The sequence below is a fragment of the Rhodococcus aetherivorans genome (assembly GCF_025722975.1).
Lineage (GTDB): Bacteria > Actinomycetota > Actinomycetes > Mycobacteriales > Mycobacteriaceae > Rhodococcus > Rhodococcus aetherivorans.
This window is the reverse complement of record NZ_CP106982.1, coordinates 2,594,030-2,609,593: the sequence shown is the minus strand read 5'-3', so window position 1 is coordinate 2,609,593 and position 15,564 is coordinate 2,594,030. Positions and strand designations below refer to the sequence as shown.

The 15,564-nt window shown below is 74.4% G+C and carries 13 protein-coding genes; 7 read left to right on the top strand and 6 right to left on the bottom strand.

What is annotated here, in order from left to right:
• Nucleotides 1–62 precede the first annotated feature (62 nt).
• Nucleotides 63–674, top strand: a complete 612-nt coding sequence (locus OCS65_RS11835) for a TetR/AcrR family transcriptional regulator (RefSeq protein ID WP_263510370.1) — start codon at nt 63–65, stop codon at nt 672–674.
• A 5-nt stretch (nt 675–679) separates the two neighbouring features.
• Here the strand turns inward: OCS65_RS11835 and nudC are convergent, their stop codons facing one another.
• Nucleotides 680–1,582 (bottom strand): NAD(+) diphosphatase, encoded by a 903-nt coding sequence (nudC, locus tag OCS65_RS11830; protein WP_050035451.1) that lies wholly within the window; start codon nt 1,580–1,582, stop codon nt 680–682.
• Between the two features lie 26 nt (nt 1,583–1,608).
• Nucleotides 1,609–2,676 carry a potassium channel family protein gene (locus OCS65_RS11825; protein ID WP_006942770.1) on the bottom strand — a complete coding sequence of 356 codons (1,068 nt, stop codon included), beginning with the start codon at nt 2,674–2,676 and terminating at the stop codon, nt 1,609–1,611.
• 103 nt (nt 2,677–2,779) lie between these two features.
• Here OCS65_RS11825 and OCS65_RS11820 point away from each other — a divergent pair, with 103 nt between their 5' ends.
• Nucleotides 2,780–3,172, top strand: a complete 393-nt coding sequence (locus OCS65_RS11820; RefSeq protein ID WP_029544562.1) for a DoxX family protein — start codon at nt 2,780–2,782, stop codon at nt 3,170–3,172.
• A gap of 6 nt (nt 3,173–3,178) precedes the next feature.
• Here OCS65_RS11820 and OCS65_RS11815 read toward each other — a convergent pair whose 3' ends face one another.
• The 3 genes from OCS65_RS11815 to OCS65_RS11805 all read right to left on the bottom strand — a co-directional run bounded on the left by OCS65_RS11815 (nt 3,179) and on the right by OCS65_RS11805 (nt 10,474).
• Nucleotides 3,179–6,529, bottom strand: a complete 3,351-nt coding sequence (locus OCS65_RS11815; protein WP_263510218.1) for an ATP-dependent helicase — start codon at nt 6,527–6,529, stop codon at nt 3,179–3,181.
• Nucleotides 6,530–6,543: 14 nt separating this feature from the next.
• Nucleotides 6,544–9,867 carry an ATP-dependent helicase gene (locus tag OCS65_RS11810; protein ID WP_263510216.1) on the bottom strand — a complete coding sequence of 1,108 codons (3,324 nt, stop codon included), beginning with the start codon at nt 9,865–9,867 and terminating at the stop codon, nt 6,544–6,546.
• A 196-nt stretch (nt 9,868–10,063) separates the two neighbouring features.
• A complete protein-coding gene (locus tag OCS65_RS11805) occupies nt 10,064–10,474 on the bottom strand; it encodes a PaaI family thioesterase (RefSeq protein ID WP_006942764.1) in 411 nt (136 codons plus the stop codon).
• Between the two features lie 52 nt (nt 10,475–10,526).
• On the opposite strand from OCS65_RS11805, the gene OCS65_RS11800 reads away from it, so the two are divergent.
• Genes OCS65_RS11800 through OCS65_RS11790 form a run of 3 tightly spaced genes read left to right on the top strand, consistent with a single transcriptional unit; the run spans nt 10,527 to nt 12,139 of the window.
• Complete coding sequence (locus tag OCS65_RS11800; protein ID WP_029544571.1) at nt 10,527–11,069, top strand: winged helix-turn-helix transcriptional regulator; 543 nt, start codon at nt 10,527–10,529, stop codon at nt 11,067–11,069.
• Nucleotides 11,066–11,842: an alpha/beta fold hydrolase gene (locus OCS65_RS11795; protein WP_231772689.1), complete on the top strand. Its 777-nt coding sequence runs from the start codon at nt 11,066–11,068 to the stop codon at nt 11,840–11,842. The genes OCS65_RS11800 and OCS65_RS11795 overlap by 4 nt, the downstream gene beginning before the upstream one ends.
• Nucleotides 11,843–12,139: an MGMT family protein gene (locus OCS65_RS11790; RefSeq protein ID WP_006942757.1), complete on the top strand. Its 297-nt coding sequence runs from the start codon at nt 11,843–11,845 to the stop codon at nt 12,137–12,139. It abuts the gene before it with no gap.
• A gap of 6 nt (nt 12,140–12,145) precedes the next feature.
• On the opposite strand, the gene OCS65_RS11785 is transcribed toward OCS65_RS11790, so the two are convergent.
• Nucleotides 12,146–13,582 (bottom strand): aminotransferase-like domain-containing protein, encoded by a 1,437-nt coding sequence (locus tag OCS65_RS11785; RefSeq protein ID WP_006942755.1) that lies wholly within the window; start codon nt 13,580–13,582, stop codon nt 12,146–12,148.
• A gap of 61 nt (nt 13,583–13,643) precedes the next feature.
• Here OCS65_RS11785 and OCS65_RS11780 point away from each other — a divergent pair, with 61 nt between their 5' ends.
• Nucleotides 13,644–13,772, top strand: coding sequence for a hypothetical protein (locus OCS65_RS11780; protein ID WP_006942753.1), 129 nt, complete (start codon nt 13,644–13,646; stop codon nt 13,770–13,772).
• A gap of 45 nt (nt 13,773–13,817) precedes the next feature.
• A complete protein-coding gene (locus OCS65_RS11775) occupies nt 13,818–15,554 on the top strand; it encodes an NTP transferase domain-containing protein (protein WP_072635567.1) in 1,737 nt (578 codons plus the stop codon).
• Nucleotides 15,555–15,564 lie beyond the last annotated feature (10 nt).

The following is a 15,564-nucleotide window of genomic DNA, read 5'->3' as shown; positions in this document are numbered from 1 at the left end:
CATGTGAGTATGCGGCCCTCGTTCCCTTTTATCAAGACGGTCCGTCTCGTCTCGGTTTGGCTATGCTGGGTTCCATGCCGCCGAGAACCACCCGCCGCAGCGACGCCGCCCGGACAGCGATCCTGACCGCCGCGGTGGAGTTGGTCGGTGAAGTGGGCTACAGCAAGTCGAGCATCGAGGCGATCGCTGCCCGAGCCGGCGTCGGGAAACAGACCATCTACCGGTGGTGGTCGTCGAAGGGATCGGTGCTGCTCGACGCCTACCTCAACGCAAACGTGGGCGGCGAACCGGAGGACCCGCAGGGCCTACCGAACACGGGCGATCTCGTCGCCGACATGAGGGCGGTGCTGCGCGCCACCGTCGACGAACTGAACGATCCCCGGTTCGAACGGCCGTTGCGCGCGCTGACCGTCGCCGTACTCGAGGACGAGTCCCTGGCCGCCGAATACTCCCGTCGTCTCGACGAGCCGACGCGGCAGATGAAGAAGGAGCGGCTGCGCGCGGCGCAGCGACAGGGTCAGCTGTCCTCCGATGTGGATCTCGACGCCGTCGTCGACACCCTCTTCGCCCCCGTCGCCCAGCGCTGGCTGCTGCGCTCCGGTCCGCTGACCTACGAATACACCGATCACCTCGTCGAGACCGTGCTCACCGGTCTGCCGAGGCCAGGGTCCTGACCGGTTCAGTTCCCCCGGACCCAGCCCTCCAGCATGCCCCGGGCGATCGAGATCGATCCCGGCAGCAACAACGGGGCGTCGGCCGGGGAGGCCCAGTCGCCGAGCGCCAGCGCGGCCCGCACCTCGTCGCGGGTGAACCAACGGGCCTCGGCGATCTCCCCGTCGAGGAAGGCCAGCGGATGCTCCGGATCGGCGACGGCGGAGAACCCGATCATCACCGACCGCGGGAACGGCCACGGCTGGCTGCCGAGGTACCGCACGTCTCGCACGTCGACGCCGACCTCCTCGCGGATCTCCCGCACGACGCAGGACTCAAGCGACTCCCCCGCCTCGACGAACCCGGCGAGCACGGAGAACCGTCGCTCCGGCCACACCGGCTGTCGCGCCAGCAGGACCCGGTCCGCGCCGTCGTGCACGAGACAGATGATCGCCGGGTCGGTACGCGGGAACTCCTCGTGACCGGTGCTGGTGCTGATCCTCGACCAGCCGGACAGGGTCGGCTCGGTCGGCGCTCCGTCCAGTGAACTGAAGCCCGCGTTGTCGTGCCAGTTGAGCAGGGCCACCGCGGTCACCATCAGACCCGCGTCGGCGTCGTCGAGCCGGTCGCCGATGCGGCGCAGGTCGGCGACCGTTCCGGTCTGGGCGAGCACCCGGATCGCCCACACGTGCCGGTCGCCGCGCACACCGAGGAACACCGCGCCGGGCACCGGCTCGGGTCCCAGCTCCACCGCCGCGGCGAACACCAGGGCGTCGCCGTCCACCGGCACCTGCCCGCGACGATCGACCCGCAGCAGATGGGCCCGGGACCAACCGTCGTGCAGGGCCGCGGCGTCGCCCCGCAACTCCTCGGCGCGGTCGACGACCGCACGGGAGAGCAGGGGGGTGTCGGACAGCTGGAAACGGCTCACGACTGCACCCTAGCGGCGGCGCGGGCTCAGCCCGACACCCGCCGGATGTAGAGCAGCTTGTCGTCCGCCTCCACGGCGTCGACCTCGGGGGACCCCACGCGCAGCAGGCGGCCGTCGCGCACGACTCCGAGCACGATGTCGGACAGGTGCCGGGGCGATCCACCCACTTCGTTCGGTTCGACGTCGCGTTCGGCGATCGCGAATCCCGCCTCCGGGGTGAGCAGATCCTCGATCATCTCCACGACGCTCGGTGTGGTGGTGGCGATGCCGAGCAACCGGCCCGCCGTCTCGGACGAGATGACCACCGAGTCCGCGCCCGATTGACGCAGCAGGTGCGTGTTTTCCGATTCGCGGATGGCCGCGACGATCTTCGCCCTCGGGGCGATCTCGCGGGCGCTGAGCGTGACGAGCACCGCGGTGTCGTCGCGGTTGGCGGCGACGATGATCGCGGCGGCGTGCTGAACGCCCGCCAGGCGCAGCACATCCGACTTCGTCGCCGAGCCCTGTACCGTCACCAGCCCCTGCCCGGCGGCGGTCTCGAGTACCACCGGATCGGTGTCGACGACGACGATGTCCGACGGCGGAACCCCGTCGCCCAGCATCGCATCCACCGCGGTACGGCCCTTGGTGCCGTATCCGACGACGACGGTGTGATTACGCACGCGGCGCCTCCAACGCTGAATCTTGAACGCCTGGCGCGAACTCTCGGTCAGTGCCGAGAGCGTCGTACCGACCAGGACGATGAGGAAGAAAATCCGCAACGGCGTGACGACCAGGACGTTGATCAGTCTCGCCTCGGGTGTGAACGGGGTGATGTCGCCGTAGCCGGTGGTCGACAGCGAGACGGTCGCGTAGTAGATGCAGTCCAGCAGCGACAGTGCGTCGCCCTGGGCGTCGCGGTAGCCGTCCCGGTCGAGGTAGACCACCAGCACGGCGAATGTCAACGCCACCACCGCATATCCGACGCGGCGAGTGATGGCCCGGCTCGGGCTCGTCTGCAGCTGCGGCACCCGCAGGATGCCCACCAGCGCGAAGTCCGGGCGCTCGGTGAGCACGTCGGAACGGCTGAAGCGGGCACGCAACCTACCCGGCATGGCGGCGCTCCCGCGGTGTTCTCGGCTCCGGTGACGCGGTCACCGACGTTCTCGTTGCTGACATCGGCTCGCAGCCTACGCGTCGGCCGCTAGTGTGGCGCGCATGTCCACACTCCCGTCCCAGCGCGCGGCGCTGCGGCTGTCCGCGCTCCTCCTCGGAGCGGGCGCGGCGCACTTCGCCTCCCCCCGGCCGTTCGACCGGATCGTGCCGACGGCGCTGCCGGGCTCGCCACGCACCTATACCTACGTCTCCGGGGTGGCCGAGCTGACCGCCGGGACGGCGCTTGCGATTCCGCGGACCCGGCGGCTCGGCGGGACGCTGGCCGCGGCCCTGCTGATCGCGGTGTTCCCCGCCAACGTGCAGATGGCCGTGACATGGCTGCGCAGCGAGCGGCTCTCCCCGGCCGCGAAGGCGGTCGCGGTGGCCCGGCTGCCGCTGCAGGTGCCCCTGATCGCCCAGGCTCTCACGGCGCGGCGCAACGCCCCGCGCCGCTGACCGCCGCTATCGCTCGCCGGCCGACGGGCGGTCCGCGCCGGCGCTGCGCACCAACCGGTCCAGCCGCTCGGCGCCGGGCAGGTCCTCCGGCGCGATGGTCCGCCCGGTGCGCACGTAGTGGAATGCGGCCCGCACCTTGTCGAGAGGCGGCACGGCCGGTCGGCCCGTCGCGCGGAACGTGCGGGCGGCCATCAGCTGCGCCCAGGCCAGTCGGTACGCGGCCAGCTGCATCGCCACCGCCTCGAGCCGGTCCTCGTCGGGCTCGGCGCCGGTCTTCCAGTCGATGACCGTCCAGCCGCCGTCCGGGTCCTCGAACACCGCGTCGATCCGGCCACGGATCACCACCCCGGCCAGCGACGTCTCGAACGGAACCTCCACCTCCACCGGGCTGCGCTGCGCCCACCGCGAGCGCAGGAACGCCTCCTGGAGCCGGTCGAGTTCGGTCTCGTCGCCGCCGGCGTCGTCCGCGCCGGGCAGTTCGTCGAGGTCGAGCAGCCGCGTGGCGCCGTATCGCCGTTCGAGCCAGGCGTGGAAGGCGGTGCCGCGGCGCGCCAGCGGATTCGGCCGGAACGGCAACGGACGGCGCAGCCGCGCCGCCAGCGCGGCCGGGTCCGCGGCCAGATCCACCAGCTGGCTGACCGACATCTGGGCGGGCAGCATCACCTCGGCACGCTGCTCGGCGCGCCGGGCCCGCTCGGCGAGCAGCGCGTCGACGTCCGCGGCCCAGTCGTCGGGGTCGTCGTCCGGGGTCGCCGGGGGTTCGGGTTCGGGCTCCTCGAGCATCGCGAGGACCAGGGCCGCGCCCTGCTCGACGAAGGGACGCCGCACCCCGAGGGGATCGCGCGGCCACACGGCGGTGTGCGGATCCGCGGTCATCGGGTTCTCGGTGCCCGGCTCCGGCGCCGGAGCCCAGGTCTCGATGCGGCCGAGCCCGGGTCGCGCCGCCACCAGCTCGTGCAGTTCGGACAGAAACGGGGACGGTCCCTTCGGGTCCGTTCCGGACTCGGCCCAGTGGTGCCCGGAGACGAACAGGGCCCGCTCCGTGCGGGTGAGCGCGACGTAGAACAGGCGCCGGTCCTCGTCCAGTTTCCGGCGCTTGAGGGCGTCCTTGTGCGTGTCGATGCAGTTCTCGAGCGATTTGCGGTCGTAGACCTCGTCGAGATCGAGGACGGGGACGCCGTCGCTGTTCTCGCCAGGCAGCGCCCGGTCGCCGCGCAGCGACGGCGGCAGTTCCCCGAGGGCGCCGAGCCATGTGCTGCCGGCCGTCGACGAGGGGAACACCCCGGCGGTCAGGTGCGGGACCGCCACCACCTCCCATTCGAGGCCCTTGGCCGAGTGCACGGTCAGCACCTGCACCCGTTCGGTGGCGACCTGCACCTCGCCCGGAGCGAGTCCGCCCTCGATCGCCTCGGCGGCGGAGAGGTAGGCGAGCAGGCCGGTCAGCGTCGCCGAACCGCGGCTCGCGTACCCGGCGACCACGTCCGCGAAGGCGTCGAGGTTCTCCCGGCCGACACCGCCGTCGCTGCCCGCGCGGGCCTGCGCCTCGATGCCGATGCCGAGAACCCGCTCCACCTCGGCGACGAGCTCCGTCAGCGGCTGGCCCAGCCGCTCCCGCAGGGACGCCAGCTCCTTGCCCAGCGCGACGATGCGCGCGTAACCGAACTCCGAATACCGATGCGGCGGACCGGGATCGGAGAGTGCGTCGGCGATCCCAGCCTGTTCGGACTGCTCGCCCGGCAGGGCGCTGTCGAGCGCCTCGGCGAGGGCGGCCGAGTCGCTGACCGTGCCGGCGACGCCGAAGCGGCCGCCGATGGCGAGTTCGCCGGCCCGGCGCCACAGCGCCTTCAGGTCGGCGGCGCCGAGCTGCCAGCGGGCACCGGTCAGCACCCGCACGGCCGCGCTACCGGCCGTGGGGTCCGCGGCCAGCCGCAGCATCGCGATCACGTCCGCCACCTCGGGGGTGTGCAGCAGGCCGCCGAGACCGACCACCTCGACGGGCAGGCCGTGGGCTCGCAGCGCCTCCGCGATCGGCGCGGCGTCGGCGTTGCGGCGCACCAGCACCGCCGCTGTCGGCGGCGACGCCTCGGCGGCCCGGGCGGCCGCGTACTCGGCGGCGATCCGCCCGGCCACCCATTCCCGTTCGGCCTCCACGTCCGGATGCAGGGCGAGCCGGACGTCGCCGGGGGTCGGCTCCGGCTTCGCCCGCAGCGTGCTGACCTGGACACCCTTGTGCCGCAACGGTTCCGATGCCAGATTTGCCAGCTCCAGCGCCTCTGGGGGGTTGCGCCAGCTGGTGAGCAACTCGAGCCGGGGCGCGGGGCTGCCGTCCGGCAGCGGGAAGTCCGTCGAGAACCGGGGCAGGTTTGCCGCGGACGCGCCACGCCATCCGTAGATCGACTGCATCGGATCCCCCACCGCGGTCACCGCGGGCATCCGCTCCGAGGCGCCGCCGGACAGGGGACCGCCGAACAGCGACGACAGGAGGACACGCTGCGCGTGGCCGGTGTCCTGGTACTCGTCGAGCAGCACCACCCGGAAGCGGGCCCGCTCGGCGCGGCCGACCTCCGGGTGGTCGCGGGCCATCCGGGCGGCGAGCGACATCTGGCTGCCGAAATCCAGCGCGCCCTCGCGGCGCAGCGTCTGCGCCAAGCGCTCGACCAGGGGCAGCAACTCGATCCGGGCCTGCTGCGCGTCGAGGATGTTCAGCAGGGTCTTCGACGGTCCCCCACGCTGATTCGGGCCGGCGGGCAGCGTGTGCACGAGCTTGTCCAGCTCGGTGTGCGCGACGCGCAGGTCCTCCGGCTCGACGAGGTGCTCGGCGAGCTGCCCCGACAGGGCCAGCACGCACTCGGTGACCGACGCGGGATTGCGGTCGGTGTCGAGGTCGCCGTCCCAGGCGCTGACCACGCGGTACGCGAGCTGCCACAGCTCGGTCTCGGACAGCAGGGTCGCCGACGGTTCGATGGGCAGCAGCAGCCCGTGCTCACCGAGCAGGCGCCCGGCGTACGCGTGATAGGTGCCCACCTCCGGCTCGCCGGCGAGGATGCGGGCGCGCAGCCCGCCGGTCGGGTCGAGGTCGCGCACCAGCGCCGATCCGGCGAGCTTCGCCAGCCGCCGGCGGATCCGGGTGGTGAGCTGCTGGGCGGCCTTGCGGGTGAACGTCAGGCCCAGCACCTGTTCCGGGTCGACGAAGCCGTTCGCGACGAGCCAGACCACGCGCGCCGCCATCGTCTCGGTCTTGCCGGCGCCGGCGCCGGCGACGACGAGCGTGGGCTGCAGCGGCGCCTCGATCACCGCGGCCTGCTCGCCGGTCGGCGGGAACTGCCCGAGCGCGGCGGCCAGCTCGACCGCACTCACCGTCGGTGGTGCCACTATCCCGTCACCTGCCTGCCCTCGTCGTGCGCCGGGCAGCTCGACAGGACCGGGCAGTGCCGGCACCCGTCGTTGACCCGGGCCAGGAACTGCGGTCCGCGGGTGGCCGCGGCTGCTTCGTGGATCACGTCGCGCCAACGGTCGAGCGCCTCGGCGTCCAGCGGGGGCTGTACCCGCTGGGTGGCGCCCTCCTTGTTGTGCGGTTTGGCGACGAACACCAACCGTGCCCCGCCGGGTTCGCCGGCGGGCTGCCCGTCGATCGCGCCCGCCGCGGCGGCGACCTGGTAGGCGGCCAGCTGCGCGTGCTGCTGCGCCGCCTCCTTGGTGACCGGATGGCGCGCGGTCTTGACGTCGATGATCACGGGCCGCCCGTCGGGGTCGCGCTCGAGCCGGTCGATCCGGCCGCGCAGCCGCACCCGAGGCTCGTCCTCGGTCCGGGGTTCGAGGATGCCGTCGACGGCGATCTCGACCCCGACCTCGGTGAGCTCGCCACGGGTGCCGCGCAGCCACGCCGAGAACGTGTCGAGCATGGCGCGGGTGCGTTCGAGCTCGCGACGGGCGTACCACTGGGAGCCGAGATCGACCGAGTCCCATGCCCGTTCGAGCGCCCGCTCCACCTGGTCGGGCGGGATCCGCCCGGCGAGCGCCTGCACCAGCGTATGCACCAGACTGCCCGCGGCGGCGTGGGTGTTGTCGCCGTCGGAGCCGCCGTGCCGCTCGAACATCCACCGCAGCGGGCACGTGGTGAGCTGTTCGACCGTCGACGGCGACAACGGCACCGCGTCGGCCCCGGGGTCCCACAGTTCCTGTTGCGTGCTGGGCTCGGCGGTGCCGTACCACTGGTCCGGATGCGCGCCCCGCACACGGGCCCGGGCGAGCCGCGCGAGCTGTGCGGCCGCCCGGCGCTGCCGCTGCGGATCGTCCCGGGCCACCACGGGATCGCACACCACGCTGCGCAGCTCGGCGACGAGGGTGGGGAGGGCGAGTACCCGGGTGCGGGTCTCCTCGGGCAGCACCGAGACGTCCTCACCCGCCTCGTCGACGACGTCGTCGGAGTCCGCGCCCACCAGCTCGTCGACGAACCGGGACCGCACCATGTCGGTGTCGCCGCCCACCGATTCGACGGCGGTGACGAGCAGGGTGCGCCGCGCCCGGCTGCACGCGACGAGGAACAGGCGGCGCTCGTCGGCCAGTAGCGGCGCGGTGCGTGAGAGCCGCGTCGAGCCGTCGCCGCCGCCGTCGGCCCCGGACACCGCGTCGATCAGCGTCTCGATGCCCAGCAGGGTGCCGCGGGCCCGCAGGCTCGGCCACAGGCCCTCCTGCACGCCGGCGACCGCCACGACGTCCCACTCCCGGCCGGCCGCCGAGTGGGCACTGACGACGGTGACCGCCTCCGCCGGCGCGACCAGGCGGGTGCGGACGGTGCCCGGGATCTCCTGCTCGGTGAGGTAGTCGACGAATCCGGCGAGCTGGGCGCGCGGCAGCCGGTCGACGTAGTCGGCGGCGGCGTCGAACAGCGCCACGATGCCGTCGAGGTCGCGGTCGGCCTGCGCGCCGACCGGACCGCCGCGTTCGGACGCCGCGGCCCACTTGCGCTCGAGTCCGGTGGCCTGCCACGCCTCCCACAGCACGTCCTCGATGCCGCCGCCGCGGCGCGCGGCCTCCCGGGCCTTGCGCAGCACGGCCTGGGCCTTCTTCAGCGGCGCCGCCTCGACGTCGGTGAGTCCGCGCTCGAGCCGTTCGGCGTCCTCGCCCTCGTCGTCGACGAGCAGCAGTCGCAGCAGTTCGGCGGAGTCGCGGTCGCCCCCGGCGGCGAGCTCGACACGGCGCAGGCCGCGACGCAGGCGGCGCAGGGCGACCGGTTCGGCTCCGCCGACGGGCCCGGACAGCAGGGCGAGCGCCTCCTCGCCGCCGAACGGCAGCCCGGACAGTGCCCGCAGTACGAGCAGCAGCCCGGCGACGCCGTGCTGGCGGGCCAGCGGCAGTTCGGAGGCGGCCGTGGTCACCGGCACGCCGGCCGCCAGCAGGGCGCGCCGCAGCGGGGCGAGCGAGCGCGGCACCGACCGCACCACGACGGCCATCCGGGACCACGGCACCCCGTCGACGAGGTGGGCGCGGCGCAGCGTGTCGGCGACGAGCGCGGCTTCCTTCGCCGGCGTCGGCAGCACCCGGACCCGCACGGTGCCCGGGTCGTCCGACGGGACGGCGGGTGCGCCGCGGTGCGGCGGGAGGCCGGACAGCCGGCGGGTGATACGGCCGACGAGTTCGGCCACCTCGGGGGCGGCTCGGTGGTTGGTGCCGAGCACCACGCGCCGGCTCGGGTCGTCGTCGACCAGCGCGGCGAGGAAGGCCGGGTCGGCACCACGGAAGGTGAACACCGCCTGGTCCGGATCGCCGGCGACGGTGGTGGTGCGGGTGCCGAGCCCGACGACGCGCACCAGTTGCGCCGCCTGCGGGTCGAGATGCTGGGCGTCGTCGACGAGCAGGTGCCGGATCCGGGACCGTTCCCGTGCGAGCAGGTCGGGGTCGGTGACGAACGCGGCGAGGGCCGCCCCGACGAGTTCGGCGGCGTCGAGGGCGGGCGCGGTGGCCTCGGGCGCCTCGATGCCGACCGCGCCGCGCAGCAGCATGATCTGCTCGTACCGGGCGGCGAATTCGCCGACGGCGACCCACTCCGGCCGCGACCGCCGCTGCCCGAGCTCGATCAGGTCCTCGGGACCGAGGCCGCGTTCGTTGGCGCGCAGCATCAGGTCCCGCAGCTCCACCGCGAAGCCGGTCATGCCGAGCGCGGGCCGCAGCCGCTCGGGCCACATGCCCGCGCCGTCGTCGAGATCGCCGCGCAACAGCTCGCGCAGGACGGCGTCCTGCTCGGCGCCGGTGATCAGGCGCGGGGGCGGGTTGCCGTGCGTGGACGCCTGCAGCCGCAGCACCGCGAACGCGTACGAGTGGACGGTCCGCACCAGCGGTTCCCGCGTGGCCCGGGGACCACCGGGAACCGCCCCCACGCGGAGCAACCCGGCGGTGATCGCCTCTCGCACCTCGGTCGCGGCGCGCCGGGAATGGGTGAGCACCAGCACCGACTCCGGGTCGGCGCCGGCGGCGATCCGGGACACGGCCAGGTCCACGAGCAGCGCGGTCTTACCCGTCCCGGGGCCGCCCAGCACCTGCCACGGCCGCCACTGCGGCATGGGCGGCGAATCGGCGAACACCCGCTGCACGTCCTCGGGCCACTGTCGCTGCGGCGGCGCCTCGTCCGGCCTCGGCACCAGCCGCACCTCGGCCTGCCGGGGCCGGGCGTCGGGGCGGATGTCGGCGTCGGTCATGGGGCCATTCCAGCAGACGGGACCGACACCGCCGCGGAGCGGCGAATCCCGCACCGCCGCGGAGCGGCGAATCCCGCACCGCCGCGGAGCGGCGAATCCCGCACCGCCGCGGAGCGGCGAATCCCGCACCGCCGCGGAGCGGCGAATCCCGCACCGCCGCGAAGCGGCGAATCCGACAAGGCCGCGGAGCGGCGAGTCAGCCGGGCAACGGAATGTTCTGCAGCCGGACCTGACCGCGCGCCAGGGTCCTGCCGCTCTCGGTGCCGGTGACGGTGACGAGCCACAGCTGCTGGACGCGGCCCTGCTGAAGCGGTTCGGCGACGACGTCGACGCGCTCCCCCGTGCTCGAGCGCAGGAAGTCGGTGCTGTTGTGCACCCCGACCGCGAACTGGCCGCGGTCCTGGACAGCGGCGCTGGCCCCGACGCTGGCCGCGGATTCGACGGCGGTGGTGTAGACACCGCCGTGCACGACGCCCCACGGAGTGTGATGGTCCCGGCTCAGATCGATGTGTCCGGTGACCCGGGTGCCGGAGACCTCGTCGAGCACGAGGCCCGCCGCCTGCAGGAAGGCGCTGCCGGCGGGGAGATCGGTAGAGGTGGTGTCCATGGCGTCACGCTAACTTCTGAAATTACAGTTAGCAAGGGTCTAGCCTCGATGCATGCGCTGGTTGGAGACGGACACGGCGAACTGTTCCGTGCAGCGGACACTGGACGTGATCGGCGAGAAGTGGACCCTGCTCGTCCTGCGGGAGGCGTTCAACGGCGTGCGCCGGTTCGACGACATGCGGCGACACGTCGGGATGTCCGAGCCGATCCTGGCCGACCGCCTGCGCAAACTGGTGGCCGCGGGAATCCTGCGCCCGGTGCCGTACCGGCAGGCCGGACACCGCACCCGCAACGAGTACCGGCTCACCGACAAGGGTCTGGACCTCTTCCCCGTCCTCGTCGCCCTGCTCCAGTGGGGCGACCGCTACTGCGCCGACGAGGACGGGCCCCCCGTGGTGGTTCGCGACCGGGTGAGCGGCCGGCCCGTCGCCGCGGTGGTCGTTCCCGCCGGCACGGCCGGACTGACCGCCCGCGAGACCGAATCGACCCCGGGTCCGGGAGCCCGGCCCGTCCCCGCCGACCGGCCGCACCGGTCCCGCGCGAGCGCATCGGCTGCCACCGGAACCGGCCGCGGCCCTGACACAATCGACGGGTGAACGAACTGCACACCCATCTGTTCGGCCCCGCCGACGGTCCGCAGCTGCTCGCCCTGCACGGCCTCACCGGTCACGGCCGGCGCTGGGAGCACCTCGCGTCGGAGCACCTGCCCCAGGCCCGGGTCATCGCGCCGGACCTGCGCGGGCACGGCCGCTCCCCGTGGACGCCGCCGTGGAACTTCGAGACGCACGTGCGGGACCTGCTCGCCGTCCTCGACGTCCACGCCTCGGGTCCGGTGCTGGTGGTCGGGCATTCGTTCGGCGGCGCCCTCGCCGTGCATCTGGCGGCGACCGCCCCCGAGCGGGTGCGCGGGCTGGTGCTGCTGGATCCGGCGATCGGGCTGCCGCCGGAACGCATGCTCGAGATCGCGGAGCTGACCGTGCAGCACCCCGACTACACCGACGCGACCGAGGCCCGCGCCGACAAGACGAACGGCGCGTGGGGCGAGGTCGATCCCGCGCTGCTCGACGCCGAACTCGCCGAGCACCTGATCACCCTCGACTCGGGCCGGGTCAACTGGCGCCTGTGCGTTCCCGCCCTGGTGACGTCGTGGAGCGAGCTGGCGCGTGAGTTCGTCCTGCCACCGGCGCACCTGCCCACGATCGTCGCGCGGGCCGCGAAGGTGCAGCCGCCGTACGTGACCGACGAGTTCCGGGCCGCCCTCGCCGACCGCCTCGGCACGAACCTCACGGCGCTCGACATCGACTGCGACCACATGATCGATCAGGCACGACCGGAGGAGACCGCGGCCCTCGTCCGGAAGCTGCTGTAGATGCCGGCAACGAGCGAGGCGGACGTCGAACGCGTCCGGGAGCTGGTGGCCTCCGTCCCCGAGGGCCGCGTGACCACCTACGGCGACGTCGCCGCGGCGGCCGGCCTGTCCAGCCCGCGCACCGTGGGCTGGATCATGCGGACCGACAGCGCGGACCTGCCGTGGCACCGGGTGGTCCCGGCCTCCGGAAGGCCCGCCGCGCACCTGGCCCACCGGCAACTCGCCCGGCTCGAGCTCGAAGGCGTGCCGATCCGCGACGGCCGGGTCGATCTCGCGGCGGCGCGGCACCGCTTCTGAGCCGGCTCACACCAGCGGTGGTGCCGCTCGCCGCGGCTCGAGGACGGCCGCGCCGAGCCCGGCCAGCACGTCGACCGCGGCGAGCAGTTCCGCGACCGGCCGGGTGAACGGCAGGCGCTGATGGTCGTCGAACGCGTGGCCGGTGCCGAATCGGGTGCCCGGCAGCAGGACGAGTCCCTGCCGTTCCGCCGCGGCGACGAGGCGGGTGGAACCGATGCCGTCCGGCAGCCGGCACCACAGCGACAACCCGCCCGCGGGCGGGACGAACCGCCACCCGGGCAGGCGTGCGGCGACGGCCGCGGCGAGCGCCTCCTGGCGGGCGCGCAGCCCGGCGCGGCGCTCGTCGAGGATCCGCTGCCACTGCGCGAACAACTCCACGGCGGCGAGCTGGTCGAGGATCGAGACGCCGAGCTGGCGTCGCAGCAGCACCTCCCGCACGCGCGCGACGGTCGCCCGGTCGCCGCGCACCCAGCCGATCCGGATGCCGCCCCAGACCACCTTGCTCAACGAGCCGACGTGCACGGTGGCCGCGTCCGGGACCGCCGCCCCGAACGGCTCGATGTCGTCGCCGGCGAACGACAGCTCCGCGGCGACCTCGTCGACGACGGTCAGGACGCGGTGCCGCCACAGGGTCGCGGCGAGGGACCGCCGCGCGGCCACGCTCAGGCTCACACCGGTCGGATTGGCGTGGTCGGGCATCAGGTACGCGACGGTCGGGGCGTGCTGCCGCGCGGCGCGATCGGCCTCGTCGACGATCACGTCCGGATCGTCGACGTCGACGGGCACGGCGACGGACTGGGCCCCGGTCGCCGCGATCGTCTCGAGCGCGCCGGGATGGCTCGGATGCTGGTGCAGCACCCGTCGTCCCGCCCCGACGACGGTGTGCAGGACGGCGTCGAGTCCGTCCGCCGCGGCGGCGGTGATCAGCACCTGCTCGGGGTCGGTCGGCAGTCCGCGGGCGGTGTACCGCGCCGCGACGGCGGCACGCAGCTCGGGCAGGCCGCTCGGCGCGTACCCGTGACCGGCCAGCAGGTCGGGCAGCCGGGTCTGCGCGACCGCGTAGGCGGCGGTCAGCAGGGACGACGCCTCCGGGGCGGCGTTGCCCAGGTCCAGCACGCCGGGCACGGGGGCGCCGAGCGCGGTGCCCCACGGCTGCCGGCCGTCGGGAGCGGCAACGAACGTGCCCGCCCCGTGCCGGGTGAGCGCCCAGCCGTCGTCGCGCAGGTCGCCGTAGGCGGCGGCCACCGTGACGCGGCTGACGCCGAGCGCGTCGGCCAGCGCCCGCTCGGCGGGCAGGCGCGCGCCGACCGGGAGCCGGCCGTCGGCGATGCGGCGGCGCAGCGCGGCGGCGACGGCCCGGTACAGCGGACCGCGGTCGGCTCCGACGTCGCCGAGCAGCGCCGCGAGCCGGGCCGCGGACGGGGTGGCGGACACGTCCTTCATACAGTCCACTTTCGCACGGTGGACCGGGATCTCCGGTCCACCGGCCCGAGAGAATAGGACCATGATCTTCCTGGTCGTTCTCCTCACCGCGCTCAGCCTGGCGGCGGCCACCTGGACAGTGCTGGACACCGCGCAGGGCGGCCGGTGCGGGATCGGCGGGCCGCCGCGCAGTCACCACACGCCCGACTGACCGCCCCGGCACACCGCGCCGGCCCGCGTCGGGCAGCATGAGCTCATGAGTTCGCTGACCGACGTCGAGGCCGTCATCGTCGCGGGCGGCCGCGCGACCCGCATGGGCGGCGTCGACAAGCCCGCACTCGTCGTCGGGGGCCGGCGCATGCTCGACATCGCGCTGGCCGCGGTGGCCGGGTGCCGCCGGATCACCGTCGTCGGACCACGGCGCGACGATCTCGACCCGGCGGTGGTCCAGGTCCAGGAGCAGCCCGCCGGGGCCGGGCCCGTCGCCGCCCTCGCCGCCGCGGGTCTTCACGCACCGGTGGTGCTGGCCCTCGCCGCCGACCTGCCGTTCCTCACCGCGGACACGGTCACCGCACTGGTGGAGACCCTGCGCGGCGCCCCCGGAGCCGACGCGGCGTTCGCTGTCGACGACTCGGGCCGGATCCAGTTCCTGCTCGCCGCGTGGCGTGGTCCCGCGCTCGCCGGCCGCCTCGCCGCGCTGGGGACGGATCCGGCCAATCAGCCGATGAAGGCCCTGCTGCCGGAGCGCTACGTCACGGTCCCGGTGGCGGGGACCGCGGACTGCGACACCCCGCAGGAGCTCGCGCAGGCCCGCGCCGCGCGTCCCGGGCTCGTCGCGGCCGACCCCGCCGCCGCCCGCGCGGAGATCCGGCGGTCGTTGCCGCGGTTGCCGGTCCGCACCGTGGCGCCCCAGGCGGCGGAGGGTGCCACCCTCGCCGCGCCACTCGTCGCCGCCGAGGCCCTGCCGCGGGCCGCGGTGTCGGCGATGGACGGGTACGCCGTCGCCGGCGACGGTCCGTGGCTGCTGCGCGCCGAGGTCCACCGGGCCGGCGCGACCGAGCCGTTCACCCTGCACGACGGCCAGGCCGCGCGGATTGCCACCGGTGCCTACCTGCCGCCCGGCGCGACGACGGTGGTGCGCGACGAACACGTCGAGGTGACCGACGGCACCGTGACCCGGATGCCCGGCGCCCCGGTGCGCGACGACGCGCGCCGTCGCGGGGAGGACTGGGCGCCCGGTCACGTGCTCGCCGAGGCGGGCACCGCCCTGGGCCCGGCGGTGGTCTCCGCTGCGCTGAGCGGCGAGGTGACCGCCGTGCCGGTCCGCGGGCCCGTCCGGGTCCACGTGGTCGTCACCGGCGACGAGATCCGCCGCGACGGGCCGCTGCGCGACGGCCAGACCCGCGATTCTCTCGGCCCCGTCCTGCCGCGGTTCGTGCAGTGGTGCGGCGCCGCCGTCGCCGGCGAGGCGCACCTGCGCGACACCGTCGATGGGTTCGACCGGCTGCTCCGCGAAGCCACCGACGTCGACACGATCGTCGTCACCGGGGCGACCGGCGGCGGGGCCGCCGACCAGCTGCGGGCGGCGCTGGCCCGCGCCGGCGCGGCGATCGTCGTCGATCGGGTCCGGTGCAAGCCGGGCGGTTCCCAGGTGACAGCGGTGCTGCCGGACGGTCGTGTGGTGCTCGGCCTGCCCGGCAACCCGGTCGCGGCCGTCGCGACGCTGCTGGTGATGCTGCCCGCCGTCGTCGACGGGCTGACCGGACGACGGCCGGAGCCACCGTGGACCGCGCCGCTCGCCAACGCCTCGCAGGTGAGCGGCGACGTCACCCGGCTGCTGCCGGCGACACAGACCGACGACGGGCTGTGGGTGTGCGACAACGCGATCCGCACCGCACACCTGGCGGGGCTGATCGGGCGACGGGCGATCGCGCTCGTGCCGCCCGGCGCGGCGGACGGCGATCCGGTGGAACTGGTGCCGCTGCCACACTGACCGGCGCGCC

Bases quoted from the DNA above. Each gene is read 5' to 3' on its own strand.
- OCS65_RS11835 (WP_263510370.1), top strand. From the start codon at position 63: ATGCTGGGTTCCATGCCGCCGAGAACCACCCGCCGCAGCGACGCCGCC.
- OCS65_RS11825 (WP_006942770.1), bottom strand. From the start codon at position 2,676: ATGCCGGGTAGGTTGCGTGCCCGCTTCAGCCGTTCCGACGTGCTCACC.
- OCS65_RS11820 (WP_029544562.1), top strand. From the start codon at position 2,780: ATGTCCACACTCCCGTCCCAGCGCGCGGCGCTGCGGCTGTCCGCGCTC.
- OCS65_RS11810 (WP_263510216.1), bottom strand. From the start codon at position 9,867: ATGACCGACGCCGACATCCGCCCCGACGCCCGGCCCCGGCAGGCCGAG.
- OCS65_RS11805 (WP_006942764.1), bottom strand. From the start codon at position 10,474: ATGGACACCACCTCTACCGATCTCCCCGCCGGCAGCGCCTTCCTGCAG.
- OCS65_RS11800 (WP_029544571.1), top strand. From the start codon at position 10,527: ATGCGCTGGTTGGAGACGGACACGGCGAACTGTTCCGTGCAGCGGACA.
- OCS65_RS11790 (WP_006942757.1), top strand. From the start codon at position 11,843: ATGCCGGCAACGAGCGAGGCGGACGTCGAACGCGTCCGGGAGCTGGTG.
- OCS65_RS11785 (WP_006942755.1), bottom strand. From the start codon at position 13,582: ATGAAGGACGTGTCCGCCACCCCGTCCGCGGCCCGGCTCGCGGCGCTG.
- OCS65_RS11780 (WP_006942753.1), top strand. From the start codon at position 13,644: ATGATCTTCCTGGTCGTTCTCCTCACCGCGCTCAGCCTGGCGGCGGCC.
- OCS65_RS11775 (WP_072635567.1), top strand. From the start codon at position 13,818: ATGAGTTCGCTGACCGACGTCGAGGCCGTCATCGTCGCGGGCGGCCGC.